Origin of the sequence: Bacillus sp. ISL-51 (assembly GCF_018613535.1) — a bacterium.
GTDB lineage: Bacteria > Bacillota > Bacilli > Bacillales > Bacillaceae > Bacillus.
In genome coordinates, this window is sequence record NZ_JAGGQB010000011.1 from 76432 (window position 1) to 100555 (window position 24124).

The 24124-nt window shown below is 42.3% G+C and carries 26 protein-coding genes and 1 pseudogene; 8 read left to right on the forward strand and 19 right to left on the reverse strand.

Going from position 1 to position 24124, the window contains the following annotated elements; genetic code table 11:
- The first annotated feature begins 18 nt into the window (after positions 1–18).
- Positions 19–1224 (forward strand): helix-turn-helix transcriptional regulator, encoded by a 1206-nt coding sequence (locus J7E26_RS14695; protein ID WP_214799092.1) that lies wholly within the window; start codon positions 19–21, stop codon positions 1222–1224.
- Positions 1225–1335: 111 nt separating this feature from the next.
- Here the strand turns inward: J7E26_RS14695 and J7E26_RS14700 are convergent, their stop codons facing one another.
- From J7E26_RS14700 to J7E26_RS14710, 3 genes are all read right to left on the reverse strand, one after another.
- A complete protein-coding gene (locus tag J7E26_RS14700) occupies positions 1336–1536 on the reverse strand; it encodes a hypothetical protein (protein ID WP_214799093.1) in 201 nt (66 codons plus the stop codon).
- Positions 1537–1584: 48 nt separating this feature from the next.
- Entirely contained in the window at positions 1585–2355 is a 771-nt protein-coding gene (locus J7E26_RS14705) for an SDR family NAD(P)-dependent oxidoreductase (protein WP_214799095.1), read from the reverse strand.
- A gap of 1273 nt (positions 2356–3628) precedes the next feature.
- A complete protein-coding gene (locus J7E26_RS14710) occupies positions 3629–4411 on the reverse strand; it encodes an NAD(P)-binding domain-containing protein (protein WP_214985418.1) in 783 nt (260 codons plus the stop codon).
- Positions 4412–5572: 1161 nt separating this feature from the next.
- Here J7E26_RS14710 and J7E26_RS14715 point away from each other — a divergent pair.
- A complete protein-coding gene (locus tag J7E26_RS14715; protein WP_214985414.1) occupies positions 5573–5797 on the forward strand; it encodes a hypothetical protein in 225 nt (74 codons plus the stop codon).
- A 273-nt stretch (positions 5798–6070) separates the two neighbouring features.
- Positions 6071–6265: pseudogene (locus J7E26_RS18360) on the forward strand (site-specific integrase); the annotation flags it as partial.
- A gap of 112 nt (positions 6266–6377) precedes the next feature.
- Here J7E26_RS18360 and glnA read toward each other — a convergent pair.
- The 5 genes from glnA to spoVK form a co-directional block, all read right to left on the reverse strand.
- Positions 6378–7712, reverse strand: a complete 1335-nt coding sequence (glnA, locus tag J7E26_RS14720) for a type I glutamate--ammonia ligase (protein ID WP_214799097.1) — start codon at positions 7710–7712, stop codon at positions 6378–6380.
- A 58-nt stretch (positions 7713–7770) separates the two neighbouring features.
- Complete coding sequence (locus J7E26_RS14725) at positions 7771–8175, reverse strand: MerR family transcriptional regulator (RefSeq protein ID WP_214799099.1); 405 nt, start codon at positions 8173–8175, stop codon at positions 7771–7773.
- Positions 8176–8284: 109 nt separating this feature from the next.
- Positions 8285–9550: a methionine gamma-lyase family protein gene (locus J7E26_RS14730; protein WP_214799101.1), complete on the reverse strand. Its 1266-nt coding sequence runs from the start codon at positions 9548–9550 to the stop codon at positions 8285–8287.
- Between the two features lie 15 nt (positions 9551–9565).
- Entirely contained in the window at positions 9566–10828 is a 1263-nt protein-coding gene (gene hflX / locus J7E26_RS14735) for a GTPase HflX (RefSeq protein ID WP_214799103.1), read from the reverse strand.
- Between the two features lie 128 nt (positions 10829–10956).
- Positions 10957–11925, reverse strand: a complete 969-nt coding sequence (spoVK, locus tag J7E26_RS14740; protein WP_214799105.1) for a stage V sporulation protein K — start codon at positions 11923–11925, stop codon at positions 10957–10959.
- 303 nt (positions 11926–12228) lie between these two features.
- Between spoVK and J7E26_RS14745 the strand changes: the two genes are divergently transcribed.
- Complete coding sequence (locus tag J7E26_RS14745) at positions 12229–12987, forward strand: N-acetylmuramoyl-L-alanine amidase (protein WP_214799107.1); 759 nt, start codon at positions 12229–12231, stop codon at positions 12985–12987.
- A gap of 44 nt (positions 12988–13031) precedes the next feature.
- On the opposite strand, the gene J7E26_RS14750 is transcribed toward J7E26_RS14745, so the two are convergent.
- From J7E26_RS14750 to J7E26_RS14790, 9 genes are all read right to left on the reverse strand, one after another.
- A complete protein-coding gene (locus J7E26_RS14750) occupies positions 13032–13652 on the reverse strand; it encodes a hypothetical protein (protein ID WP_214799109.1) in 621 nt (206 codons plus the stop codon).
- Between the two features lie 47 nt (positions 13653–13699).
- On the reverse strand, positions 13700–14689 hold the full coding sequence (gene nrdF, locus J7E26_RS14755; protein WP_214799111.1) for a class 1b ribonucleoside-diphosphate reductase subunit beta: 990 nt from the start codon (positions 14687–14689) through the stop codon (positions 13700–13702).
- A 17-nt stretch (positions 14690–14706) separates the two neighbouring features.
- Entirely contained in the window at positions 14707–16809 is a 2103-nt protein-coding gene (gene nrdE / locus J7E26_RS14760) for a class 1b ribonucleoside-diphosphate reductase subunit alpha (RefSeq protein ID WP_214799113.1), read from the reverse strand.
- Entirely contained in the window at positions 16769–17161 is a 393-nt protein-coding gene (gene nrdI, locus J7E26_RS14765) for a class Ib ribonucleoside-diphosphate reductase assembly flavoprotein NrdI (RefSeq protein WP_214799115.1), read from the reverse strand. Before nrdI ends, nrdE begins: the two co-directional genes overlap by 41 nt.
- A gap of 260 nt (positions 17162–17421) precedes the next feature.
- Positions 17422–17634 carry a hypothetical protein gene (locus J7E26_RS14770; protein ID WP_214799117.1) on the reverse strand — a complete coding sequence of 71 codons (213 nt, stop codon included), beginning with the start codon at positions 17632–17634 and terminating at the stop codon, positions 17422–17424.
- Positions 17635–17716: 82 nt separating this feature from the next.
- Positions 17717–17992 carry a YmzC family protein gene (locus J7E26_RS14775; RefSeq protein WP_214799119.1) on the reverse strand — a complete coding sequence of 92 codons (276 nt, stop codon included), beginning with the start codon at positions 17990–17992 and terminating at the stop codon, positions 17717–17719.
- Positions 17993–18086: 94 nt separating this feature from the next.
- The gene (hfq, locus tag J7E26_RS14780; RefSeq protein ID WP_003154064.1) at positions 18087–18308 is read right to left on the reverse strand and encodes an RNA chaperone Hfq; all 222 of its coding nucleotides are present in this window, start codon (positions 18306–18308) and stop codon (positions 18087–18089) included.
- A 39-nt stretch (positions 18309–18347) separates the two neighbouring features.
- Positions 18348–19292: a tRNA (adenosine(37)-N6)-dimethylallyltransferase MiaA gene (gene miaA, locus J7E26_RS14785; protein WP_214799121.1), complete on the reverse strand. Its 945-nt coding sequence runs from the start codon at positions 19290–19292 to the stop codon at positions 18348–18350.
- A gap of 98 nt (positions 19293–19390) precedes the next feature.
- Complete coding sequence (locus J7E26_RS14790; RefSeq protein WP_214799122.1) at positions 19391–19804, reverse strand: YmaF family protein; 414 nt, start codon at positions 19802–19804, stop codon at positions 19391–19393.
- A gap of 87 nt (positions 19805–19891) precedes the next feature.
- Between J7E26_RS14790 and J7E26_RS14795 the strand changes: the two genes are divergently transcribed.
- The 3 genes from J7E26_RS14795 (at position 19892) to erbB (ending at position 21013) form a co-directional block, all read left to right on the forward strand.
- A complete protein-coding gene (locus tag J7E26_RS14795; RefSeq protein WP_214799124.1) occupies positions 19892–20200 on the forward strand; it encodes a hypothetical protein in 309 nt (102 codons plus the stop codon).
- A gap of 129 nt (positions 20201–20329) precedes the next feature.
- Positions 20330–20644 (forward strand): SMR family multidrug efflux transporter EbrA, encoded by a 315-nt coding sequence (gene erbA, locus J7E26_RS14800; protein WP_214799127.1) that lies wholly within the window; start codon positions 20330–20332, stop codon positions 20642–20644.
- A 15-nt stretch (positions 20645–20659) separates the two neighbouring features.
- Complete coding sequence (gene erbB / locus J7E26_RS14805) at positions 20660–21013, forward strand: SMR family multidrug efflux transporter EbrB (protein ID WP_214799129.1); 354 nt, start codon at positions 20660–20662, stop codon at positions 21011–21013.
- Between the two features lie 13 nt (positions 21014–21026).
- On the opposite strand, the gene J7E26_RS14810 is transcribed toward erbB, so the two are convergent.
- Both J7E26_RS14810 and J7E26_RS14815 read right to left on the reverse strand, forming a co-directional pair.
- Positions 21027–21479 (reverse strand): OsmC family protein, encoded by a 453-nt coding sequence (locus J7E26_RS14810; protein WP_214799131.1) that lies wholly within the window; start codon positions 21477–21479, stop codon positions 21027–21029.
- Between the two features lie 29 nt (positions 21480–21508).
- Positions 21509–22252 carry a poly-gamma-glutamate hydrolase family protein gene (locus J7E26_RS14815; RefSeq protein ID WP_214799133.1) on the reverse strand — a complete coding sequence of 248 codons (744 nt, stop codon included), beginning with the start codon at positions 22250–22252 and terminating at the stop codon, positions 21509–21511.
- A 539-nt stretch (positions 22253–22791) separates the two neighbouring features.
- On the opposite strand from J7E26_RS14815, the gene aprX reads away from it, so the two are divergent.
- Entirely contained in the window at positions 22792–24120 is a 1329-nt protein-coding gene (gene aprX, locus J7E26_RS14820; RefSeq protein ID WP_214799135.1) for a serine protease AprX, read from the forward strand.
- The last annotated feature ends 4 nt before the right edge of the window (positions 24121–24124 follow it).

Here is a 24124-nt window from a genome sequence, read left to right on the forward strand (position 1 = left end):
AATTAAGGAGTGCCAATAATGAAACAAAACTTAGAATTCATCTCTAAAATGATCTCTGATGCATATAATGTTCCAACTTTTGTTTTAAATAATAAAAACAATCATATTTTTAGCAGTGGAGATCATCTGAAACATCCTCTTTTTCACTCAATAGAAGAATTTATAAACCGGCTCATTCAACCTGAAGATCAGCAAAACGTTCCTTTAATCAGAACAACAAACTATCTGGAGACGTTCATTGTATTTCATTTATCTTCAATCGAAACTATAATAATCGGACCTTTTTCTTCCTACGAGGTTACGGAGAACATAGTAAATGGTATTATGCATGACTATCAAATATTTTCTGCTTATCAGCAAGAGTTGTTTCTTTATTACAGTCAATTAGAGTGGTTAAACCAAAAACAAATTTTGTCTCTTTGCTCCCTTACTTATTATTTAATATGCCAAGAACCACTTGAAGAAGAGTTAATCAGATCTCAAATAATGAATTCTGAAGAAATTGAACCAACCCATATTGAACAAGTGGTACGCCACCGCCGTCTTGATGCTTCTTTTCATATGGATTATCGGGTCGAACAGAAAATCTGGCAATGTGTAAAAGAAGGAGATAAGGAAAAGCTGCTGCAACATTTGGATACGATCAAAATTGAAGGTGTGGGTCTGCTTTCGAAAAGAAGCCACCTTCGTAACATTAAAAATCAAACAATTATCTCTATTGCACTTGCAACAAGAGCAGCAATTGACGGTGGGCTTTATCCTGAAATTGCTTATACGATGAGTGATATTAGCATTCAAAAAGTAGAAGAAACTTCCGAACTACAAAAAATCTACTTGATTGGGGATGACTTCTTATATTCATTAGTTGACCGTGTGAATGAAACCAGAGAAAATAATCACTCTAAAGCTGTACAAATTTGTAAAAACTATATATTCAATCATATTTTTGAGCAAATTTCTATAAAGGATCTGGCAGACATGGTTCATTTAAATCCCGTTTATTTGTCACAGCTTTTTAAAAAAGAAACCAACAAACCGCTTGGAAAATACATTCAAGATGAAAAAATAAAAGAAGCTCAAAAATTACTTATCCAATCTGAACATTCTGTGGCGGACATTTGTATGCTTCTTCACTTCAATGATCAAAGTTACTTTTCAAGCATATTTAAAAAGTATACTGGATTAACACCAATTCAATACCGGAAAAATCCAGTCATTCATTAATTAGTTCTCATTCTTTACTCAATCTTGCATTTACATAAAAAGTCGCTAATCCATTAGGAATTAGCGGTTCTTTTCATTGAATCAGTTTCAGTGGATTGATTGTAAAGGAAGTTAAAAATCAGCTAAATCTGCCTGTCTTCTAACACTCACTATTTGCTGATTTTTTATAGTTTTGAAAGCCTTTGAAATAACGAGTTCCCCTAAAGCCTCCCTATTGATTAAAGATACATTAGAAAAGCTTGTTAACTTTTTATAAAGTGATTTAATCGTTTCGAATTGATTGGCATCTTCAGATGAAATGGGTTGAAACATTTGATTATCCACCCAAATAATAGGAAGTCCTTCACTCTATTTAAGTATCTATGCATGAATGTTGACGCCGCCATCCACATTTAGTGTTTGCCCGGTTATGTGCCTGGAATCTTCACTTGCCAGAAACAGTACTGCCGGTGCAATATCCTCATACGGAGCTCCAAATCTCCTCAGAGAGGTTTGCTCGAAGCCTAACTTTGTTGGATCACGTTCCTCTTCTGGTAAATGATCGAGGTACGCTTGTATAACATCTGTGATTGCTCCTGGATTTATCACATTTACATTGATATTATCAGGACCCCATTCACGGGCAGCTACCCTGGAGAGACCACGGATTGCTTCCTTAATAGCTGCATAAGCTGCATATCCCTCCTGGCCTTGATCACCAGATCCCGATCCAAAATTAATCACTTTACCGCCTTTTTCTTTAAGATATGGGTAACACAGCTTCATAAAGTTCCATGTTGAAACGAGCCCAGTCTGGTAACTTATATCAAGTGTTTCTCTCGTGTGATCCAAGAATGAATGAGGCGTCTTAATAGCAATAGCCAAATTCACCAAAATATCTATTGTCTGATAATGTTCTACCGTAGCAGAAACAAATTCTTTTGACTGGTCAAGATCGGAAGCATCAAAAGCGTTTGCAAATACGGCAGCGCCTTTGCTTTTACATAATTCGGTTGTTTCTTTAAGTCCTTCTGTATTGATATCGCATAAGGCGAGTTTGGCCCCTTCTTCCGCGAAGCGAACTGCAATATACTTACCTAACCCGCCGCCTGCCCCTGTAATAATGGCAACTTTTCCAACTAGTTTTCCCATTCTCTCTTCTCCTTCTCTTCCTAACAAGTGCTTTATTAAACGTGGGTAAAGCAGCTTGTAAGTCAGCTAAATAAACAAGATTTATATTACGGCTTAATTTTAATCGATTTCGTTATAAGAAAATATGTACTTTTAAAGATTTTTATAATAATTTATAGGATATTTATTTTTTATCATTTTAAAAACTCTAATTTATTTTACCCCGGCTACTATCAATCTATAAATTGAATAAAAAATAGTCAACCAGATTTCTCTGACTGACCTTATAATACGAAAGGGTGCATTCGTTAAAGAGGAACGTAAGTGATTTTAAGGCAGAAGCCATATTTCAGTTATTCCATTAAAGGGCGCGTTTGTTGAAGAAGGATTGTTACTGAAGAGGAAAGAGCCCTACTCAATTGAGAAGGGTTTTATGCTTTATTACATCTAAATTGTCCTCTGGTGTCCTCCAATTTGTCCTTCGATGTTTTATATCACATTTAAAATATTTAAGTCGAACTTTTAAAAAAGTTGATTTACATTATTTCTTTCTATTATATATGAAAATGAATGGGGGGCATGATGTAATATAAAAAAGCACTCTTAAACCCGGCTAAATATGGTTTTGTACGGTAAACTTTCGTGCCGAAATGATTTTATTTTGCATTTTAATCTATTTTAAAAAAATCGGTTAACACTTGGTATAAAGCTATTTCTTTATAAATGATTTCAAGCTGTTTACGTACAATTAATCAATCTTAAAACAGATGATTCACATTGGTAATTTATTGTGAATTTTTAATGACAAGTTCATATTTGTATTATTACCCTACTTATAACCATATAAAAATGGTATTTGCAATACTATTGCTTTATGGTTAAAACCATTATTTTATTTGGAATGTGGATGTTTACTCGGACAAGCAACAATACTTTTATATTTTGTTATTCGTATCAGCATCCGTATCCAACTAAAGCCAACAGTACAAATACTCAGTCAGAAGTATCAAGTTAAGCTTATACAAAGTCAATTTTAGGCGAGATTGTTTCCAAATCATCTCTATCTCTAAATAATTACCTAATCAGTTATCTTTTTCAACAGTAGGTATCACTGCAATTAATAACTATTATACAGCAGTTGGTATATTATTTTCAGTCTCAGGGGAAGTCATTTATGTAAGCTCAAGGATGATTGAAAAAAGATTCTTTATTTCAATAATTGAGTAATTGCTGCTTCAAAATCACATTTGCCATATCCAGCATCAATAGCTGCCTTCATCTGTTTTTCCATAATTTAACATACGCTGATATCAATGTTATTTTCCTCTAATGTTTTCATTATCGTTTGGAGTTCATGCGTATGAACATCCAAGGATGCGACGGTAGCATCTTGGAATTTGCCAGTGTAGTTTTCTAGGTTATCAGGCAAGTGTGTAACAAGTTGGTGACCCACCACCGGAAGTGCTGCCTTGATATGTTTGCAATACTCGGAGACAGGCAACTTGTTTCGTATGCAAAGCGCTGAACCTAGCAGGGCAAACCAATAAAAACCGAATTGCAGAGCAGACGTGCTCACCTCAATGATTTCTGAAAAGCGAATGTCTGTCCCCACAAAATGCGGCTGCGAAAGTGCCGCAAGCTGGTCTTCAATTTGGTCAAAAGCCTCCTTGGGGCCAGAATATACAAGATATGCCCGATGTGAGCCAATATCGTGAGGATAACAAATAATCACACTTTCAAGGGAGATAGCGCCTTTTTCTTTAATCATTTGCTCAAAGATTTGGGCTTGGGCTGGGGTTGTGGTAGTAGTGTTTACAATGATTTTACCTTTGATATCTTGCGATTTACATTGTTCGATAACCTGCATTGCTATCTTATGGTCTGGTAAGTTTAACAGAACGAAATCGCAATTCAGAGCGTCATCCAATGATGATTTGAACGTAGCTCCTTCAGCTACAAGCAGTTCCGCTGCAGCGGGATTTTTATCGACTATAGTAATAGTGTGACCTGCTTTCATAAACGCGCGAATCAGAGCGCTTCCCATAACACCGCAACCAACAACAGTAATTTTTGACATAAGCAACCTCCAATATGATTTATTAAGTCCACTTGGACTAAATAAATCACATTACTCTTATCATGCCTCGTCAATATTTTTTGAATAATTCAAAAAAATCACAGCGTGATATTTGCTAGCACAGCATCTATTCTTGATTCATCTATCTTTTCGTGAAGTGAATAAATTAGAAGACCATCGATGATGATTAGAACTGCTTCTGCCTTATATACCATGTGGTCACCTTCACCTCGATAAATCTCCTCCAAAACATGTTTGATGGAATCTCTCCACTCGTTATAAACCTTTTTGATTGCAGACCTTATTTCCGTATTGTATTGACCCACAGTGCTTATTTGTGTGAATGCCCACGATTGGTTTTGATGATTTATCAAAACCATATCTTTGATGAAATTTTTTACTATCGTTTGTGAACTTTCGTTGAGATCGTTGCTATTTTGTTTTGTTTATACTTTATGTACCAATGCTCAATCTCTGTTTTATATGAAACAGCAAAAAAGTCGATATAAGCCAGTAGAAGTTTCTCTTTTGTATCAAAATAATAGTTTATTTTTGAATGAGATTTTGGCCTTTGCTGCGATGTCTCGCATAGAGACCTTTATAAGAGGCTTTTCCTCTAAACATTGCTGAAGTGCATGCAGTATTTCTTGCCGTACCTTTTCTCTGTCAACAATAAGTGGCATATCCTTCCTTCTCCTTTCCTTATTTAGTGTGCCTGATATCTTTTTACAAACGATGCCTCACCACATGAGATTATAGTACATTATTGATCTGCTTTACCTTGAGTACTTTTAAGTATTTCTATTACAAATTGATTTATTATTGCTTTGAGGTTGATGCCAAATTGTTGTAAATCTCATTATTTTAAAAGTGAAAAATCTAAAAAAGCTCCCTTAACGAGAGCTTAAAACATTATCTTTACGGGGATCATACTATTGAATTGGACATATCCTCTCTTCGAAAAGCAATACGCTCTGGTGAACTGAAAGGGGTCGCCATCCTTAACCCTAAACAAATTGAGAGACTTATAAAAAATGATACGAGACAAACAGACAATTGGAAAAATAAAGCCCTCAAATGGACAAATAGAGATACTGAGTATTTTGTTAAAGGTGAGATACCAAAAGAATACTTCAAAATGTTTACTAAGGAGTGACGCTTATGTTTCTTTATTATCAAAATGTGTGTTTAGGTAAAATTGAAGGGGCTGCGATAGAAGGACCTTGGGCTTATGGGAAGATCATCCCTAATGAGAAGATGGAAAACTTCAAGGACTTTTTTAGAGCTGTAGTAGATGAAGATGATTCCTCTGCAATTGAGAAGTTTGACAATGATCTATTAGACGATGATAATTGGTTTATTGTTGATGACGAGCAAAAAAAGTAGGCATTTCCCTGCCCGGTATCTATGAAGAAGATAACGAAATAAATTGGAGATGGAGATAAATAGGATATTAGGGCCCTCATAAAGAGATGCTCCCTTTTTTCATTTCATTAAAATTTTTAGTATCGCTTTCGTTTGTTGGCCATAATTATAATCATTATCAAAGTCTTTACAAAGCATAGAAATGAATCCTCATTTGCTTTAAAAAGTAAATGTTGTTTGATTAAGAGGAGGATTTTATGAAAAAGTTTGTTTTTTTATTATCCATTTTTCTTTTATGCTTTGGTATATACACATGCAGTTTTACTTTTAGAGTCAGGCGCTGATATGAAATACATCCAAGAACGTTTAGGTCATAAAAGCATGATGGTAACTGCCGATGTTTATTCACATATTAGTAAGAAGCTTGACCAAAACCGAATAAAGGATTACGAGAAATACGTGTCCTCAATTGTGGAGTTAGATTCATAACTTCAAATTTTTTTGGTCATATTTTGGTCAAGGATCAAAAATATTGATTCATTAATCTTTTGACCAAAATATAAAAACCCCCTGACACCAATAGTGCCAAGGGATTGAGAGATTAATACTGAGACATATACTGTTCGCGCTCCCAAGGGTGAACTTGTGTGCGGAACATATCCCATTCGATTTCTTTTGCTTCGATGAAGTGTTCGAATAGGTGCTCTCCAAGGGCGCTGACCATGACTTCGTTTGATTTGAATTCGTCGAGGGCTTCCGCCAGTGTTGCCGGAAGGTCTACGATTCCGTTTTCCATACGCTCTTCTTTGCTCATGACGTAGATATTGCGGTCAATTGGAGCAGGCGCTTCGAGTTTGTTTTTGATTCCGTCAAGCCCTGCTGCAAGCAATACGCTTAACGCCAGGTATGGGTTTGCCGCAGGGTCTACGCTGCGCACTTCAACTCGTGTGCTGATGCCGCGGGAAGCCGGAATACGGATAAGCGGGCTTCTGTTTTGCGCGCTCCATGCCACGTAGCAAGGCGCTTCATAACCTGGAACGAGACGTTTGTAAGAGTTCACTGTCGGGTTTGTGACAGCCGTAAAGCTTGTCGCGTGTTTCACGATACCGGCAATGAAATGCTTTGCCGTTTCGCTCAGCTGAAGTTCAGCGTCTTTATCAAAGAATGAGTTAACGCCATCTTTGAAGAGTGATAGATTACAGTGCATACCTGAACCGTTTACGCCGAACAGCGGCTTCGGCATGAATGTCGCATGCAGGCCGTGCTTGCGGGCGATTGTTTTTACAACGAGCTTGAACGTTTGGATGTCGTCGCAAGAACGGATGGCGCCGGCATATTTAAAATCAATTTCATGCTGTCCGGGCGCAACTTCATGGTGAGACGCTTCGATTTCAAAGCCCATTTCTTCAAGTTCCAAAACGATATCGCGGCGGCAGTTTTCTCCCAAGTCAGTCGGAGCTAAATCAAAGTATCCGCCTTTGTCGTTTAATTCAAGTGTCGGTTCGCCTTTTTCGTCTAATTTGAATAAGAAGAATTCAGGCTCAGGCCCAAGATTGAAATCACTGAATCCAAGTTCTTGCATTTCTTTCAAAATCCGTTTGAGGTTGTTTCGCGGATCACCTTCGAACGGTGTGCCGTCCGGATTATAGATGTCACAGATGAAACGTGCTACTTTACCTTTTTCAGCCGTCCATGGGAAGATGACAAATGTATTTAGGTCAGGATATAAGTACATGTCAGACTCCTCGATGCGAACAAAACCTTCAATGGAAGATCCGTCGAACATGCATTTATTATCGAGTGCTTTTTCAAGCTGGCTCACAGGAATTTCAACGTTTTTAATTGTTCCGAGAATGTCTGTAAATTGAAGGCGGATATACTTAACGTTTTCCTCATTTACTAATTTTACGATATCTTCTCTTGTGTACTTTGCCATTTCGTAAAACTCCTCCTCTAAAAAGGTAAATGTATATAGCAAAACAGTTGCTAACGGATTAATGAAAGAATCGGGACATATCACCTTGGCGGAAGGTATTGCCTCTTTGGAAACGGCCTGCCTGCATCAGTTCATTCTTCAGAAGTTTTCTGAGTTCATCGTCAGACAGATTGTGTTTCATCGATTTGGCTGTTTTTTCGGATTTTTCTTCCGGCTGGGCAGATGCCTTATCCAGAATTTGCTTAATCCCCGCCATATTGACACCTTGTTCAATCAAGTTCTTAATTTCTAACAGTTTATCTACATCATGGAATGAAAATAATCGTCTATTCCCTTCGCTTCTTGCCGGAAATATCAGTCCATTTTCCTCATAATATCGAATTTGCCGGGCAGACAGTTCTGTTAACTGCATGACAATTCCTATTGGAAATAAAGGCATTGAGCGGCGAATGTTATCACTCATCTCAATTTCCTCCTTTTCTTATCTTAGTCTCATTATAGGTGATGTTATATTTTGTGTCAACATAATGTAAGGAATCTTAACATGAAATTCTTTGAAAATTTCAAATGGCTTATATCAGACCTTTTACCATTAAAGCATTTACTGCGCTGCAAATCGCATTTTTGACGTGCGCATAGGTTAATCCTCCTTGGACGTAAGCGACATAAGGAGGTCTGATTGGGCCATCCGCTGATAATTCAATGCTCGCCCCCTGCACAAACGTGCCTGCAGCCATAATGACATCATCCTCATATCCCGGCATATAGCTTGGATACGGCGTCACATGCGCATTAATCGGAGAAGCATATTGTATCGCCTGGCAAAAGGCGATCATTTTATCAGGGTCGTTAAACTCGACCGATTGGATCAGATCCGTTCTTTGCGTGTCCCAAGCAGGATTTGATGTGAAGCCCAGTTTTTCTAGGAAACGGGCGGTAAATACGGCGCCTTTCAAGCTTTGCGCCACAACATGCGGGGCAAGAAAGAAACCTTGGTACATTTCCTGAAGCGAATAAAGCGATGCTCCGGCTTCTCTTCCGATTCCCGGTGAGGTCATCCGGTATGAGCAGGCTTCAATCCACTTTGCTTTGCCGACAAGGTATCCGCCCGTTTTGGCAAGGCCGCCGCCTGGGTTTTTAATCAATGAGCCGGCCATGAGGTCTGCTCCGACGTGACAAGGCTCACGCTCTTCCGCAAATTCCCCGTAACAATTGTCCACAAAAACAATTACGTCTTTTTTTATTTCCTTTACGAAACGGATCATTTCCTCTATTTCTTCTATACAGAAGGACGGACGGTTGGCGTATCCTTTTGAGCGCTGGATGCCGATCACTTTCGTATTCGGACCGATTGCAGCGCGTACCGCTTCAACATCCACTTTGCCTTCTCCTGTTAAATCAACCGCATTGTAGCCGATGTTAAATTCCTTGAGCGAGCCTGAATGCTCTCCGCCTCTAACCCCGACGATTTCTTCGAGCGTATCGTAAGGCTTGCCCGTGATATAAAGCAATTCGTCTCCCGGTCTCAGCACACCGAATAGCGCAATTGAAATCGCATGTGTTCCGGAGATGATTTGCGGTCTCACCAGCCCCGCTTCTCCCCCGAATACATCGGCATAGATTTCTTCCAGTGTATCTCTTCCGATGTCATCATATCCGTAGCCGGTTGACGGGGTAAAATGAGTATCGCTTACTTTATGCTTTCTGTAGCTTTGCAGCACTCTCCATTCATTTCGTTCACTGATTTCTTCAATTTTTTTATGAACGGCGGTGATTTCTGCTTCTGTTTCTTCGGCGGTCTTTTTTAAAAGGGCGCCGTGTGTCAGTGTGTCAAACATTTTGTGTATCCTTCCTTACATGAATTTCTTCAGCTCACCGAGTATGCTTTGTTCCGCTTGAACGTATCCGGAGATCTCGTAGCGCTCACTTTCTTCATTAAAATAAAGGCTGTCGATCATGGTCTCTGATTTGATTCGCGAAATCAGCCTGCCTTCCGCAGCCGGCACATGCGCCTCATACGGTGTCAGGAGCTCTCGACGCAAATAGGCTTCGATTTCCGCTTTTAATTTCGCTTCATCGCCTCCTATTCTGGCGCTGATCATAATGTGTTCGTTTCCTGAAGTCGGAATAAACTCCGGATGTGTTTCGTCCCGTTTGTTATAGGCGGTTAAAACCGGAATATCATCTGCCTCCAGCTCTTTCAAAAGACTGAGAACGGTATTTTCATGCCCTGCGTAATCCTCATTCGAGGAATCAATCACATGGATGATTAAGTCTGCTTCTTTTACTTCCTCGAGCGTTGACCTGAAAGCAGCAATTAAAGTCGTCGGCAGGTCTTGAATAAACCCGACCGTATCAGATAACAGCACACTGTAGCCGCTCGGAAGCGCCATTTTTCTTGTCATCGGATCAAGCGTCGCAAACAGCAGATCTTCCTCGTAGCTGTCAGAGCTTGTTAATCGATTAAACCACGTTGATTTGCCCGCGTTGGTATAACCGACAAGCGCTGCCTGAAGCACACCGTTTTTCTTCCGTCTTTCCCGGTAACGGCTTCTGTGGCGAATGACCGTTGACAGCTGCACGTTAATTTCGTGAATGCGGTTTCTGATGTGGCGCCGGTCGGTTTCAAGCTTTGTTTCCCCCGGTCCCCTCGTTCCGATTCCCCCTCCTTGTCTTGAGAGATTAATCCCTTGGCCGCTCAGCCTTGGAAGCGCATACTGAAGCTGCGCTAATTCGATTTGAAGCTTTCCTTCCCGCGTTTTCGCTCTTTTCGCGAATATATCCAAAATGAGCTGCGTACGGTCAATGATTTTTGCCTCAATTGCAGTCGCAAGTGATTTGAGCTGGCTCGGTGACAGCTCATCATTAAAAATGATCAGATCCGCTTCAAGCTCTTCACATAACGCCTTCAGCTCTTCTGCTTTCCCTTTGCCTATATATGTAGCCGCATCCGCTCTGTTCCGCTTTTGCGTAATCCGTGTCAGCACCGTTCCGTCAGCTGTTTTCGTAAGTGAAGCAAGCTCGTCCATCGAATGGTCAAAATACTCGTCCGTCATGTGCGGCAGCTGGCAGCCGACCAATATGACCGTTTCCTTTTTTACTTCCTGTTCGTTCAAATGGATGTTCCTTTCTGTGTCGTATTGGGCAGTAGTACTATCATACCAAACCCGCAGGGCGTATACCACACATCCAGAGGGTTTTAAAGAGAGATATGAAAAAAAGACCTCTCAAGCAGGTTGAGAGGTTATTCGGGGCCCGCCGTTTCGTCTTTTATGGATAAATCCTGGCTTTTAATCGTCATCAGATCGCTCTTTAAGTACTGGTCTCCCATTAAAAGTCTCATCGCCTGAGCGCGGATTGATTTTTCAATCACATTTCTGACAAAACGGCCGTTGCTGAATTTAATGGGACTGGTTGTGCTTTTTACTGTCATTAAGTAATCTTTCAACTTCCATTCGGCTTCCTGGCTTAATTGGTATTCCCGTTCCAAAATCATACGCTTTGCAATATCCATCAGCTGGGTTACCGTGTAATCCGGAAAGTCGATACTGATGGGAAAACGCGATTGCAGACCCGGGTTTAATGAGAGAAAATGTGTCATTTCTCTCGAATATCCCGCAAGGATGAGAATAAACTCATGCTGTTTATCTTCCATATGCTTAACAAGGGTGTCAATCGCTTCTTTTCCGAAATCCTTTTCCCCGCCTCTTGCAAGCGAGTAGGCTTCGTCAATAAATAAGATGCCTCCGAGCGACTTTTTAATTAAATCTCTCGTTTTTTGTGCCGTGTGCCCGATGTATTCTCCAACAAGATCAGCTCGTTCGGCTTCAATCAAATGGCCTTTGGAGAGAACGTTCATTTCAAAAAACAGTTTGCCGATCAGTCTCGCGACGGTTGTTTTGCCGGTTCCCGGGTTTCCTTTGAACATCATATGAAGGGCTTGTTTTCCGACTTTCAAACCTTGTTCGGCCCGTTTTTGATTGACGAAAATCCACGCGTAGATTTCTTTAATGTTTCGTTTCATTTCTTCCATACCGACTAACGTGTTCATTTCCTTTTCAATTTCTTTCAGAATGCTGTGTTTGGCTTCGTTTTTTTGCAGAGCAGCCTGATATTCCGCCTCCGCTTCAGCATTTGTCAGCACTTGCTTTTGACCGTTTAGAATAATGTTAATTTGTCCGTTATTTTTATAGGTTACAGCGCGCTCCAACATGCTCACCTCTCTGTTCTCTCTTTATCTTATTCATGAAAAGGGCGTTTGTGACATCCGCCTATCATGAGGGCCATTTTTTCATTTCATCTGTCATATTTTCCGTTCTCTTCGGGAATGGTGTTGAATTCTGCGCTTTCCCGAGAAATATTTTTCATTCCCTATTGTATTCAGCATAAACGGAAGGACAAACCATTTTATTTTATTTTCCGGGAAATGGCGGGCGTTTTTCTTATTTTTTTCAGCAATGACAGTCGTACAAGCACATTTTATATTCCATCATATGCTGTAATGAGGTGATGGAGAATGGTTAAAATTTTTATAGATCCCGGACATGGCGGCACTGATCCAGGTGCAGCCGGGAATGGCCTTCAGGAAAAAGCAATCACTTTGGAGATCGCGCTGGCATTACGCACGATTTTGACAAATGAGTATGAAGGGGTTTCTGTCTCTATGAGCAGGACAAGCGATAAGACGGTCAGTTTAACTGAAAGAACTGATGCCGCCAATAGCTGGGGCGCAGATTACTTTTTATCCATTCATGTTAATTCAGGGGGAGGCACCGGGTTTGAGAGCTATATTTACCCGGATGTCGGAGCACCTACCTCCACTTACCAGTCAGCTCTTCATTCACAAATAATAAAAGCATCCGGCTTTGCGGACCGCGGTAAAAAGTCAGCCAACTTTCATGTGTTACGAGAAACAATTATGCCGGCCTTGCTTACGGAAAATGGTTTTGTCGACACGGCGGCAGACGCGAATAAGCTGAAGACATCCAGCTTTATTGAAAGCTTGGCGAGAGGATATGCTAATGGCTTGGAGCAGGCTTTTAATCTAAAAAAAAAGACTAGCTTATATAAAGTCCAAATCGGCGCTTTCAAAGTAAAGGCGAATGCTGATGCGCTTGCTGCCAATGCCAGATCAAAGGGATTTGATGCGATTGTGCTGGCAAAAGACGGCCTATTTAAAGTGCAAATTGGCGCATTTTCTTCTAAAGGCAATGCAGACGCGCTTCTGGCAAGAGCCGAAAAAGCCGGGTTTGACGCGGTTCTCATTCAAGACTGATCAAAAAACCCTGTTCTCCCGCTTGGGCGAACAGGGTTTTTCGGCTATTTCAGGATATCGGCGACAAACTGGGACCATGTTTCAAGACGCTGATACACATCTTCCTGTTTTAAGTCAGAAATGTTCATCCAGCGGCCAGCAATTTGTTCTTTTTCTTTCACTTCTACGTGCGCTCCCGGTGCTAATTGAAGCGCCGAAAGAATACCGATATGCACCTTTCCCACACTGTTTTCGTCATCATTGATTAAACCGAGTGTGACTATGTTTTGTTTATCGTCCTCATTGATGTGCAGCTCTTCGGCAAGCTCGCGGTCTGTGTTCAGTTTCAGCACTTCAGAAAATGAAGCGGCGCCTTCAATCTGATTCATGTGGCCGCCGAAGCCGAGTGATAATTTATTGTGGAGGCGCGCTTCCCCTCCTCCTGCCAGCCGTTCATACACAAATACCTCATCATCGCGGCGGATGACGACATATGGGATCGGCTGCTTAAAACGCGGGTCCTCTTCCGCGTCGCCTCTTCTCATTTCATGATAATGCGCCTCCATGTGAGACATAATGTTTACAATACGTTCATCTTCACTGTTGACTCCCTGGAATGTTAACGTTTCTTTTTGAAACACATCTTCCCTCGGGGCAACCAAGATGATTTCATCCATTTTCTCCATGTCAGTTCCTCCTTTTTAAGTCTCCGTCAAGCCGAAAAGAGCAGATATTATATCTGCTCTTCGTCTTGATCAAAATAAAAATCGTCGTCTTTAATCGGTTCTACCGTAGCCTTTTTATAGCCGTTCCCCTTCATGGAGAAGAAGTCGTGCGATTTCGTTTTTGTATTTAAACCGTTTAAGACGATCGGATTAATGTCTTCTTCTTCAAAGTGAGATTCGAACCCTAAGTTCATCAGCGCTTTATTGGCGTTATAGCGGATAAATTTCTTTACGTCATGAGACAGCCCGACTTGGTCGTACAGATCCTCGGTATACTCGAGCTCATTATGGTAAAGCTCCTCTAAAAGCTCAATCGAAAATTCGCGAAGCTCCGCTTTTTTCGCTTCTGTTTGTTTGTTGTATATTTCTTGGGCAAGCAGTCCGACGTATACGCCGTGAATCGCTTCATCACGCAAAATAAGGTTGATAATTTCACCGCTTTGCATCAGTTTTCCCTGGCCGTAGAAATATAACGGATAATAAAAACCGCTGTAGAAAAGGAAACTTTCCAAATAAACGGAAGCAACCATGGCTTTAAATAGAGAAATCTCGTCATCTTTTTTAATAGCGCGGTAAAGGCCGACAACGGTTTGGGCTTTTTTCTGCAAAAATTTGTTTTGCTTTACCCATTCGAATACTTCGTTTATCGTTTCAGTCGGCGCCAGCGTCATAAAAATATTCGAATATGACTTTGCGTGCACCGCGTTTTCCATCATCGCCATAAAGTTGAGCACGGCTTTGCGCTGGTGGCCTTCTACATGTTCAGCCACAATCGGCATGCCCGTGTTTCCCTGCTCTGTATCAAGCAGCGTCAGTCCGGCAAGCACCTTCATGTACGTGTCCTGCTCATTTTTACCTAAGTATTTCCAAGTGAGGAGATCGCCGTTTAATGCGATCTCTTCCGGAAGCCAGAACTGCTTCACATTTTGGTTGTAAAACATCTGGGTGAAATCATCTTCATGCTTTGACCAGTTTGCTGCGTCATAAATTTTTGTCACTGTAAACTCTCCTTTAATCAAACAACACAAGAAAGACAGCTGTCCTGCCCGGTATCTTTCGTTCTTGCATAGTAAATGGTTTTAATGCCTCTATGGTGGGCATACAGATCAATACGGTTCAGATCACGAGTGGTCATCGTATCTTTCAAGAACAGGGTAAAACTGATTCCCTGATCGATATGCTGCTGGATTGTCGCGATCATATCCACCACTTTGAACATATCCATGTCATAGGCCTCTTTGTAGAAGAACCAGTTATTTGACGCTAATCCCGGCATTGGGTAATACGTTTTTGAGTTTCCGTATGTTCTTTCTTCGATCCGTTCCATAATCGGCATAACGGATGCCGTGCTGGATTGAACGTATGAAATGGAGCCGGTCGGCGCAATGCACAGTCTGTAGCTGTGGTACATGCCGTTTTCGGCCACGAACGCTCTCAGCTCTTTCCAGTCTTCAATGGTCGGAACGTGCATGCCTTCAAACAGCACGGCGATTTTTTCGTATTTCGGCGAGAAATCATTTTCTACGTATTTATTGAAGTATTCTCCCGTTTCATAAGAAGAGCCTTCATAATGCTCAAACGTCTCTCCTTTTTCTTTCGCAAGCTCGGCCGAACGCTTGATGGAATAAAAGTTCACCATCATAAAGAATGTGTTCGCAAAGTCTCTCGCTTCCGGGCTTTCATAGGCGATGCCGTTTTGCGCAAGGTAGCCGTGAAGGTTCATCGCGCCTAAGCCGATCGACTTCATCGCTTTGTTCGCGCGTCTTACTGCCGGCGCGTTGCGGATATCCGTCGTCTCGGATACATGCGTCAAGGAATCCGTCGCAAGTTTCACCGTACGCTCAATCGATTTATGCTTCATCACATTCAGAATGTTTAAAGAGCCGAGGTTGCAAGAAATATCCAAGCCGATTTCATCTTCCTCATCATAGTCGGTATAAGAGGAGACTTGGGATGCCTGAAGGACTTCTGAACACAAGTTCGAAAATTTCACTTTTGAAACGTGATTGTTCGCGTGCTCTTTGTTTACATTGTCTTGGAACATAATATACGGGTAACCTGATTCAGAGCGCAGGACTGCAAGCTTTTCAAGCAATTTGCGCGCATTGACTTTTTCTTTTTTCACGCGCGGATTGTCCACAAGCTCCTCATACATCGCCGTCATGTCCATTTCGTCCATGTGCTGGCCGTATTCTTTGTAAATGGTATGCGGATAAAATACATAAGCCGCTTTGTCTTCTCTGGCAAGCTCAATGAACTTGTCCGGAATCACGACGCCGATAGAAAGGGTTTTAACGCGGACGTCCTCATCGGCCGAGATTTTTTTCGTATCGAGAAAATCATTAATATCACGGTGGAAGATGTTCAGATATGCTGCTCCTGAACCTTGTCTTTGTCCCATTTGGTCAGCATAGCGGAACGCGTTATCGAGAAGCTTCATGACGCCGACGACGCCTTTTGTGGCGTTTTCTACGTCTTTAATCGCTTCACCTTTCGCACGGAGCTTCGACAGGTTAAGGGACACGCCTCCGCCGAGCTTAGAAAGCTGCATGGAGATGTCAATCGCTCTTGAAATATCGTTCAGCGAGTCATTGACTTCGAGAAGGAAGCAGCTTACAAGCTCTCCGCGGCGTTTGCGTCCGGCATTTAAAAATGTCGGCGTGCTCGGCTGATATTCCTGATTAATCATTAAACGCACATAATCTTTCGCTTTTTCTGCGTCGCCGTTTGCAAAAAACAGCGCCACAATTGAAATTCTGTCCTCATAACGCTCAAGGATTTTTTTCTTGTCATTCGTTTTCAACGCATAATCGTTATAAAATTTAAATGCACTCATGAAGGATGGAAAACGAAATTTCTTCGCGTAAGCTGTCTTAAACACTTCTTTTATCTCTTCTAATGAATAGAGGCTCAGAAACTCTTCTTCGTAGTATTGATTTTCAATCAGATAATCCAGCTTCTCTTTCAAATCGTGAAAGAATACTGTGTTTTGATTGATATAGTCAACAAAATAGCTATGTACAGCCTCTTTATCTTTATCAAACTGGAATTTTCCATCTTTTTGGATCATAATTTCGTTATTTAACTGAATCCATTTTGGCACTTGGTTTTGTGACAACTTTTTCTACCTCCTGAGTAAACAATTCAACGTCTTTCGCTGTGCCGCTGAGTTCAAATTTATGCAAGACCGGCACCTGATACTGCTTTGAAATCGTGTCGGCGCTTTTGGCAAAGTACTCGCCCCAAACCTTGTTGCCGCTCGCAGCGACTCCTGTCAGCAGATGGGCGTTTTTTTCGAGAAATGCCTGTGTTGATGCCGGCACCTGTCCGAAGTTTGTCGTGTAGGTCACCAGTACAAACGGAGTGTACAGATCTTCAATCTCGTCCACTTTTCGGATCAGCTGGAAGCCTGTTTTATTCACAAAACGCTGAACATTCCCTGTCTTCGAATCAAATATGATTTGAACCATCCTTATCACGACCTATCAAAAATAATGAATCTCTTAACACTATATATAGTATACTAACCTATCAGAAAAACACAACATATTGAGATGTATTTATAAAAAGTTCATATTTTTGAAAGAGCGGACTGCGGCTCTGGCCCGTTTAGCGCCCAAAAAAGAGAGCAGAACGAGAATCATCTCTCATCCTACTCGGGGTGTCATTTTTTAAGCCGATGTCTATCATAACATGAAAAAAAACTGCTTAGTAGTCTAGACTTTTTTTCTTATTTTTTGTAAGAATCGCATTTTTCGCTTTCAACGGTTTCTTCTATCTCCACGTCAGCACCGATTTCTATCAGCACGGTTTTGAGAGCGCTCGTAATCGATGCTTCTCTGATTAACTCTTTGCCGTCTACGATGATGCTGGTTCCATATTCATAGCAGGAATCATCTTCACAGGTTTCTTCCCAATGGTTGATTATCACCTTGTGTTTCAATATTCTCACCCTCTGCATGATCAATGTCAGTACCTAGTTTAGCTGGTGCTGCCCGCTTTGTAAATTCGAATGCTTGTGAAATTTATTCAAGCTCATCCAGTGACGATTCTTTTTTCAGCTCGATTTTATTGGTTTTTTCCTCGTACCGGTAGATTTTTAAATAGCCGTCCTGAACCACACCGAAATGATTATTTTCAAGCGGCACCGTGCCTTCTGTCTGCGGCTGGGCATCTGATGAATCGCTGTCATCGGTCGTCACAACGGTCTCGTGATTGCCGCATGCCCCAAACAGCAAAAATACCGCAATCCAAACAAGCGTAATTCTGATACGTCTGAGCTCAGACTCACTTTCAAACAATATTCCCCCAGCTCCTTTAGTCTTTCGGATATATGACCATCAATATACATATCAGCATAAAAAAAGACCATTTCTCATGGTCTTTATTGAAAGTCTATTCAAGCTCAAGCTGCACGTTTTTTTGCGGAGCGAAGGTGGAGATGGCATGCTTATAAATGAGTTGCTGCTTTCCTTCCGTTTCAAGCAATACCGTAAAGTTATCAAAGCCTTTTACCTGGCCGCGAAGCTGAAAGCCGTTGAGTAAAAAAACTGTGACGAACGTATTGTCTTTTCGGATTTGATTCAAAAACTGATCTTGAATATTAATCGGTTTCATGTTTCGTCCTCCTTGGTTCTCAATACCATACAGTTTCGATTAAACTTCCAGTTTTCCTGCTATATACTCGAAAATTTCCTTTTTTTTCAGTTCAATATCCACAGGCGGCGTCATATCTGTCCATATGACGGGCATTTTATTGCGAAACCAGGTCAGCTGGCGTTTCGCGTAGCGTCTTGAATTTTGTTTTAATTGACTGACGGCTTCAGACAGCGTCACCCTGCCGTCAAGATATTCGTAAAGCTCCTTATAGCCGATTGCCTGAATGGATTGGCTGCCCCGCAAATCCCGGTCATACAGCCGCTTCACCTCGTCAAGAAGTCCCGCTTCCATCATCATGTCGACCCGCTCGTTAATTCGGTCGTACAGTGCCTGTCTGTCCATCGTGAGCCCGATGAGAACGGCATTGTACAGCATTTCCCGTTTTTGGTCTTTAAGATGCTCAGACATCGTTTTTCCTGACGAATGTAAAATTTCCAGCGCGCGAATAACTCTTCTCGTGTTGTTTTCATGAATGGCGGCTGCAGCTTCCGGATCGGCCGCCGCAAGCTTGGCATGGAGAGCACCTGCTCCCTCTTCGGCCGCCAATTTCTCCATGTTCTCGCGGAAGACCGGATCACCGGAGTTTTCTGTAAATGTATAGTCATACAGCACAGACTGAATGTATAATCCCGTTCCCCCGACAATCATCGGCAGCTTTCCTCTGTTTGCGATCTCACTGATTTTCGCTCTCACCATCGTTTGATAATCCGCTGTTGAAAATGAGTCAGACGGTTCCAAAATATCAATCAGGTGATGGGGAACGCCCTCCATTTCCTCTTCGGTGATTTTGGCGGTTCCAATATCCATCCCTTTATACACTTGCATGGAATCCCCGCTGATGATTTCAGCATTCAGCATTTTTGCAAGCCGGATGCTTACATTTGTTTTTCCAACTGCCGTCGGTCCGACCAGAATGACGACAGACTGTTTTGAATTATTCACTATGTATCACTCTCTTTTAACAATCTCCCTCCAATTATAGCACTCATTTCTCTATCCACCTATCCATTTTGCCCTTTTTCCGAAGCGCTAAACGTCGGTTACCATCCGAGCGGCTCATTCCCGACAACCTCCCTTGTTTTCCCCTTCAGCTTGTGGCGGTGCGTTTTTCTGCCGTCGTTTCGCGGATCGTAAACGACGCCTCCGTATCGGATTTCAATCGGCTCGTTGTAAGCGGAAAATGTGGTTTCCTCGAGCTCGTGGTAATGGGTTCCGTCGAGCCTTGGAATCGCCGGCCCGGAAATGCCGTAGTATCTGTGAAAATGGCCGTTTTCAAAAGAGGTGATTCCCGTATAGTAATGTGTATGCTGATCTGTGTTGCTTCCGTTCTCGGGCTGTGAAAAACCTTCAATCAAATGATAATGCCCTTGCTGAACGTCCGTTTTCGCCTGGTAAGCGTGTGTGTGCGGAGGTTTTTTTGACCAGTCAGACTGATACAGGCCCACGCGGCTCACTCCTTTTTTTTACAAACGCCCAATCAAAAATTGATGGGCTGAATACTCTGTTATCATCTAAAATTTATTCATGGAGGTACCTTGATTATGAATGAAGAACACACTTATGCAGAAGAAAGTGATATGAGACCGTTCGGGAGACCGGGATTTGGGTTTGGCCGTCCGGGATTTGGATTCGGGAGACCGGGATTTGGGTTCGGCCGCCCGGGCTTTGGCTGGGGATTTGGCCGTCCGTTTGGTTACGGGTTTGGCCGTCCATTTGGTTTTTACGGAGGGCCGTTCTTCGGCGGGCTTGTCGGCGGACTTGTAGGAAGCGCTTTATTCAATCCGTACCTGTACGGCGGTTACGGTTATGGCTACGGTTATCCTTATTACCCGTATCCGTATTTCTATTAAGCAGAAAAGGCTCCATTTGGATGGGGCCTTTTTATATAGGCCAAATGTCTTGACTTGACTGGCGCAGTTCAGATATTATTTTACTGCCCCAGAGAGAGGCAGCTGATTATAAAGAGAGGGGGATTTGATATGATTGCAGGTTATATCTTCCTCACAATTGCTATTTTATCTGAGTCAATGGGTGCCGCCATGCTGAAAATCTCCCGCGGTTTTACGCGCTTTTGGCCAAGCGTGATGGTAGTGGCAGGCTATTCATTGGCATTTTATATGCTCTCACTTACCCTGAACCTCATTCCGCTCAGCTTATCCTATGCGACATGGAGCGGAGTCGGAACGGTGCTCGCAGCCATTATCGGCGCAAAGTGGTTTCATGAAAAACTGGACAAGCAGGCTGTGATTGGGCTGATCTTATTGCTGGCCGGTGTCATCCTGATGAATTGGTAGAAAGGAGGCAGAAAGATGAAAGGGATTTTATATTTGGCAGCCGCCATTGTGTCAGAGGTGTTCGGAAGCACGATGCTGAAGCTGTCAGACGGTTTTACGCACCTGTTGCCCGCTCTCGGGGTCATCGCCGGAATCGGCGCTTCCTTTATGTTTTTGAGCTTTTCATTAAAAACCATCGATTTATCAAGCGCATATGCGACATGGTCAGGTGTCGGGACGGCTTTAACGGCAGTCGTCGGCTTTTTTGTTTTCAAGGAAGCCATGACAATCAAGATGATTATCGGGCTCATTTTGGTCATTGCCGGGGTGGTATTGTTAAATCACTCAAAATCACAAAAAGCAAAAAAAGATCAAACGGCCCGCAGCTGACCGTTTGAACTTATTATGCCCGGGCTGCTTTTACCTCAGCCTCCAGCTCCATTTCCACATTTCCTTGAATAGCGCGTGAAATCATACAAGAAGACTCCGCTTTCTCCGCTAATTTCCTCGCCAAAGCAAAATCCGCTTCTTTCGCATCAGGCTTTAATAAAATAAACGGACGGTGAATGATTTTCTGATACGTAAACACCCCGTTTGTCACATCTACAATTCCTTCAGACTCCATATGTAAATCCGCTTTTTCCAATCCGCTTCTTTCCATCATTGCCGCAAGCGTAATGATATAACAAGTCGCGGCCGCTCCAAGCAGCATTTCATCGGGATTTGTCCCTTCTCCCGGCCCCTCCATTTCCTTAGGAATTGAAACAGCGGTTTGTAAATGGCCGCTTTTGATATCGCCGACATCATTGCGTTTTCCGGGCCAGTTTGCTTTTAAATAAAAATGATGTTTTGCCATGGTGCCATCCTCCTTTTTTTCATCTTTTTTCAGTCTGCTGATCTTTCACTCGTTTGCCTTGTTTTTTGCTCAGAATACCCTTGATTGATCACTCTTTTTATCGTACGGACGAAACGGTAAAATTCATCTGTTTTTGTGTATTCTCTTTCACGGTAATCAAAATTATCAAAAAATGCTTCTCTCTGTTCTCTGCTGATTTCAAGCTGTATGCTCAGGCCTGTTTTCCCCTGATTGTTAATATTTTCGGCATGAACTCCGGCCAGCCCGCTTTTAGAGGATGCCAGTTCAGCAGAAAAACCGCTTCTTTCGAGAGCTTTTACCAGTTTTGCCGCCCGTTTTCGGTCGCTTCCCCCTACAAGAGTGTTCTTCCCGTCCCCTTTATAACCGTGGACAGCTATGACATAGCGATGCTGCTTAATGCTTTTGAGTGCGGCCGGCTCGTCAAAATTGGTGCTCGTAATGTGGAGAGTCTGATTATCATGCGCTTTTAATCCTTCAAACAAATAGGTTGAAAAATCATCACTGAAAGAACGGACGATCTCGCTTACCCCGCCCTCAATTCTGCCTCCGTGCGGCGACATGATTAATACCTGGCTTCCCTCTTGCCTGTTGTATGATATATGATAATCATCGGGATCTTCATGCTCCGCGAGACTTTTAAAATCTAAATATGTATCAGAAGTAGAGGGCTCAGGTTCTGACGCATAATGAACACATCTGATTAGTAAGACCATTGCTACAATTATGATGACATTAAGTAAAATTCTTTTCATCAGTTCTCCTTTCTATAAAAATGGAATGTTCATTATATGATTTTTGTCAATAGGTCTTATCTTAACATTCTATTCACATTATCATCAGTGAAAAACTTCCCGGTTTCAAAAAATCAATTGATTGTCACAGTTCAAGCTGTTTCACACCGGGCATCAGTGAAAAAAGGTTGAGAGAGGGTGAAATAAAAGGGAGAAATGCCCGAGATTTATGAGGGCAGCAGGTTTACAGCCGTGCAGTTTTGCTGAAAATGCATCCTCAGAAATGAATAACGCAGGAAAAAATAGATTGTTTTTCGTACGGCACAACGCCTTTACTCCCTTTTCAATCCCTTTGCCGTCTTTTTATATATAATATCAATCGAAAGCAGGAATGTCTTCTTTGACTATTTCCTCCTTCGTTTCAGCCGAATATTTGTTTCTCACTATCTCTCTTAAAAACCGCGTTTTAACCATTGCTATGAAGGACAAACAAACTGACCAAACATACTGCCTGTTCATAAGGTATAAAGAGAATCGCCAGAATGGGAGGAAACATATATATGTTTGGTTACTCGATGGTTCAAATGGTGCGGTCAAATGCTCACAAGCTTGACTGGCCGCTCAGGGAAAATGTATTACAGTTATACAAACCCTTCAAATGGACACCTTGCTTTTTACACAGCTTTTTCGAAGCGAAGTTAAAAAACAGAAAGAAGATGTCGGTCATTATTGAATTTGAAGAAGGCCGCCATGAAACCGGTTATCATGCAGCCGGACAGGTTTTATTGAATGAGAAACGCTCCAAAATCAAAAAGCGGTTTCATAAAATCAATTGCTGCAGCGCGGATGTCACTCCAACCGCTCTTCATATGCTCCTTTCACAGTGTGAGGATATCCGTAAAGTTTATTTAAACCGGGAGGTAAAAGCGCTCCTGGATACAGCAACAGAATCAGTCCATGCAAAGGAAGTCAAAAGAAACGGAACCGCCTTAACAGGGAAAGGAGTCAACATCGCCGTCATTGATACCGGAATCTATCAGCATCCTGATTTAGAAGGCAGAATTACAGCGTTTGCGGATTTTGTTAATCAAAGGACGGAGCCATATGATGACAACGGACACGGCACACATTGCGCGGGTGATATCGCAAGCAGCGGCGCTTCATCTTCAGGGAAATACCGGGGGCCGGCGCCTGAAGCAAACCTTATCGGGGTGAAGGTGTTAAACAAATCAGGGTCCGGAACATTAGCTGACATCATTGAGGGTGTAGAATGGTGCATTCATTACAATGAAAAGTACACCGAGAAACCGATACACATCATCAGCATGTCTCTCGGCGGTGAAGCGCTTCGTTATGACAAGGAAACAGATGATCCGCTCGTCAGGTCTGTCGAAGAGGCATGGAACGCAGGGATCGTCGTCTGTGTCGCCGCCGGCAACTCCGGTCCTGAGGCACAAACGATTTCAAGCCCGGGTGTCAGTGAAAAGGTCATAACCGTCGGTGCCTGCGATGACAACGGGACGGCAAGCAATGAAGACGATACAATTGCTGCCTTTTCGAGCCGCGGCCCGACTGTATACGGGAAAGAGAAGCCTGATATTCTCGCACCCGGCGTGGATATTATTTCCCTCCGTTCCCCCCGGTCATACCTTGATAAATTACAAAAATCAAGCCGCGTGGGGTCATTATATTTTAGTTTGTCCGGTACATCCATGGCCACGCCGATCTGTGCCGGCATCGCCGCGTTAATCCTCCAGCAGAATCCAAAGCTTGCACCTGATGAAGTAAAAGCACTTATGAAACAAAGCCCGGATAAATGGACAAACGAAGACCCGAACATTTACGGGGCGGGTGCGGTGAACGCAGAAAATGCCGTTCCGAAGGAGTAAGCTT

Excerpts from the sequence above, each read along its gene's own strand:
- J7E26_RS14695 (WP_214799092.1), top strand. The coding sequence starts at position 19 with ATGAAACAAAACTTAGAATTCATCTCTAAAATGATCTCTGATGCATAT.
- J7E26_RS14700 (WP_214799093.1), bottom strand. The coding sequence starts at position 1,536 with ATGTTTCAACCCATTTCATCTGAAGATGCCAATCAATTCGAAACGATT.
- J7E26_RS14705 (WP_214799095.1), bottom strand. The coding sequence starts at position 2,355 with ATGGGAAAACTAGTTGGAAAAGTTGCCATTATTACAGGGGCAGGCGGC.
- J7E26_RS14710 (WP_214985418.1), bottom strand. The coding sequence starts at position 4,411 with ATGTCAAAAATTACTGTTGTTGGTTGCGGTGTTATGGGAAGCGCTCTG.
- J7E26_RS14715 (WP_214985414.1), top strand. The coding sequence starts at position 5,573 with ATGTTTCTTTATTATCAAAATGTGTGTTTAGGTAAAATTGAAGGGGCT.
- glnA (WP_214799097.1), bottom strand. The coding sequence starts at position 7,712 with ATGGCAAAGTACACAAGAGAAGATATCGTAAAATTAGTAAATGAGGAA.
- J7E26_RS14725 (WP_214799099.1), bottom strand. The coding sequence starts at position 8,175 with ATGAGTGATAACATTCGCCGCTCAATGCCTTTATTTCCAATAGGAATT.
- J7E26_RS14730 (WP_214799101.1), bottom strand. The coding sequence starts at position 9,550 with ATGTTTGACACACTGACACACGGCGCCCTTTTAAAAAAGACCGCCGAA.
- spoVK (WP_214799105.1), bottom strand. The coding sequence starts at position 11,925 with ATGTTGGAGCGCGCTGTAACCTATAAAAATAACGGACAAATTAACATT.
- J7E26_RS14745 (WP_214799107.1), top strand. The coding sequence starts at position 12,229 with ATGGTTAAAATTTTTATAGATCCCGGACATGGCGGCACTGATCCAGGT.
- J7E26_RS14750 (WP_214799109.1), bottom strand. The coding sequence starts at position 13,652 with ATGGAGAAAATGGATGAAATCATCTTGGTTGCCCCGAGGGAAGATGTG.
- nrdI (WP_214799115.1), bottom strand. The coding sequence starts at position 17,161 with ATGGTTCAAATCATATTTGATTCGAAGACAGGGAATGTTCAGCGTTTT.
- hfq (WP_003154064.1), bottom strand. The coding sequence starts at position 18,308 with ATGAAACCGATTAATATTCAAGATCAGTTTTTGAATCAAATCCGAAAA.
- J7E26_RS14795 (WP_214799124.1), top strand. The coding sequence starts at position 19,892 with ATGAATGAAGAACACACTTATGCAGAAGAAAGTGATATGAGACCGTTC.
- erbA (WP_214799127.1), top strand. The coding sequence starts at position 20,330 with ATGATTGCAGGTTATATCTTCCTCACAATTGCTATTTTATCTGAGTCA.
- erbB (WP_214799129.1), top strand. The coding sequence starts at position 20,660 with ATGAAAGGGATTTTATATTTGGCAGCCGCCATTGTGTCAGAGGTGTTC.
- J7E26_RS14810 (WP_214799131.1), bottom strand. The coding sequence starts at position 21,479 with ATGGCAAAACATCATTTTTATTTAAAAGCAAACTGGCCCGGAAAACGC.
- J7E26_RS14815 (WP_214799133.1), bottom strand. The coding sequence starts at position 22,252 with ATGAAAAGAATTTTACTTAATGTCATCATAATTGTAGCAATGGTCTTA.
- aprX (WP_214799135.1), top strand. The coding sequence starts at position 22,792 with ATGTTTGGTTACTCGATGGTTCAAATGGTGCGGTCAAATGCTCACAAG.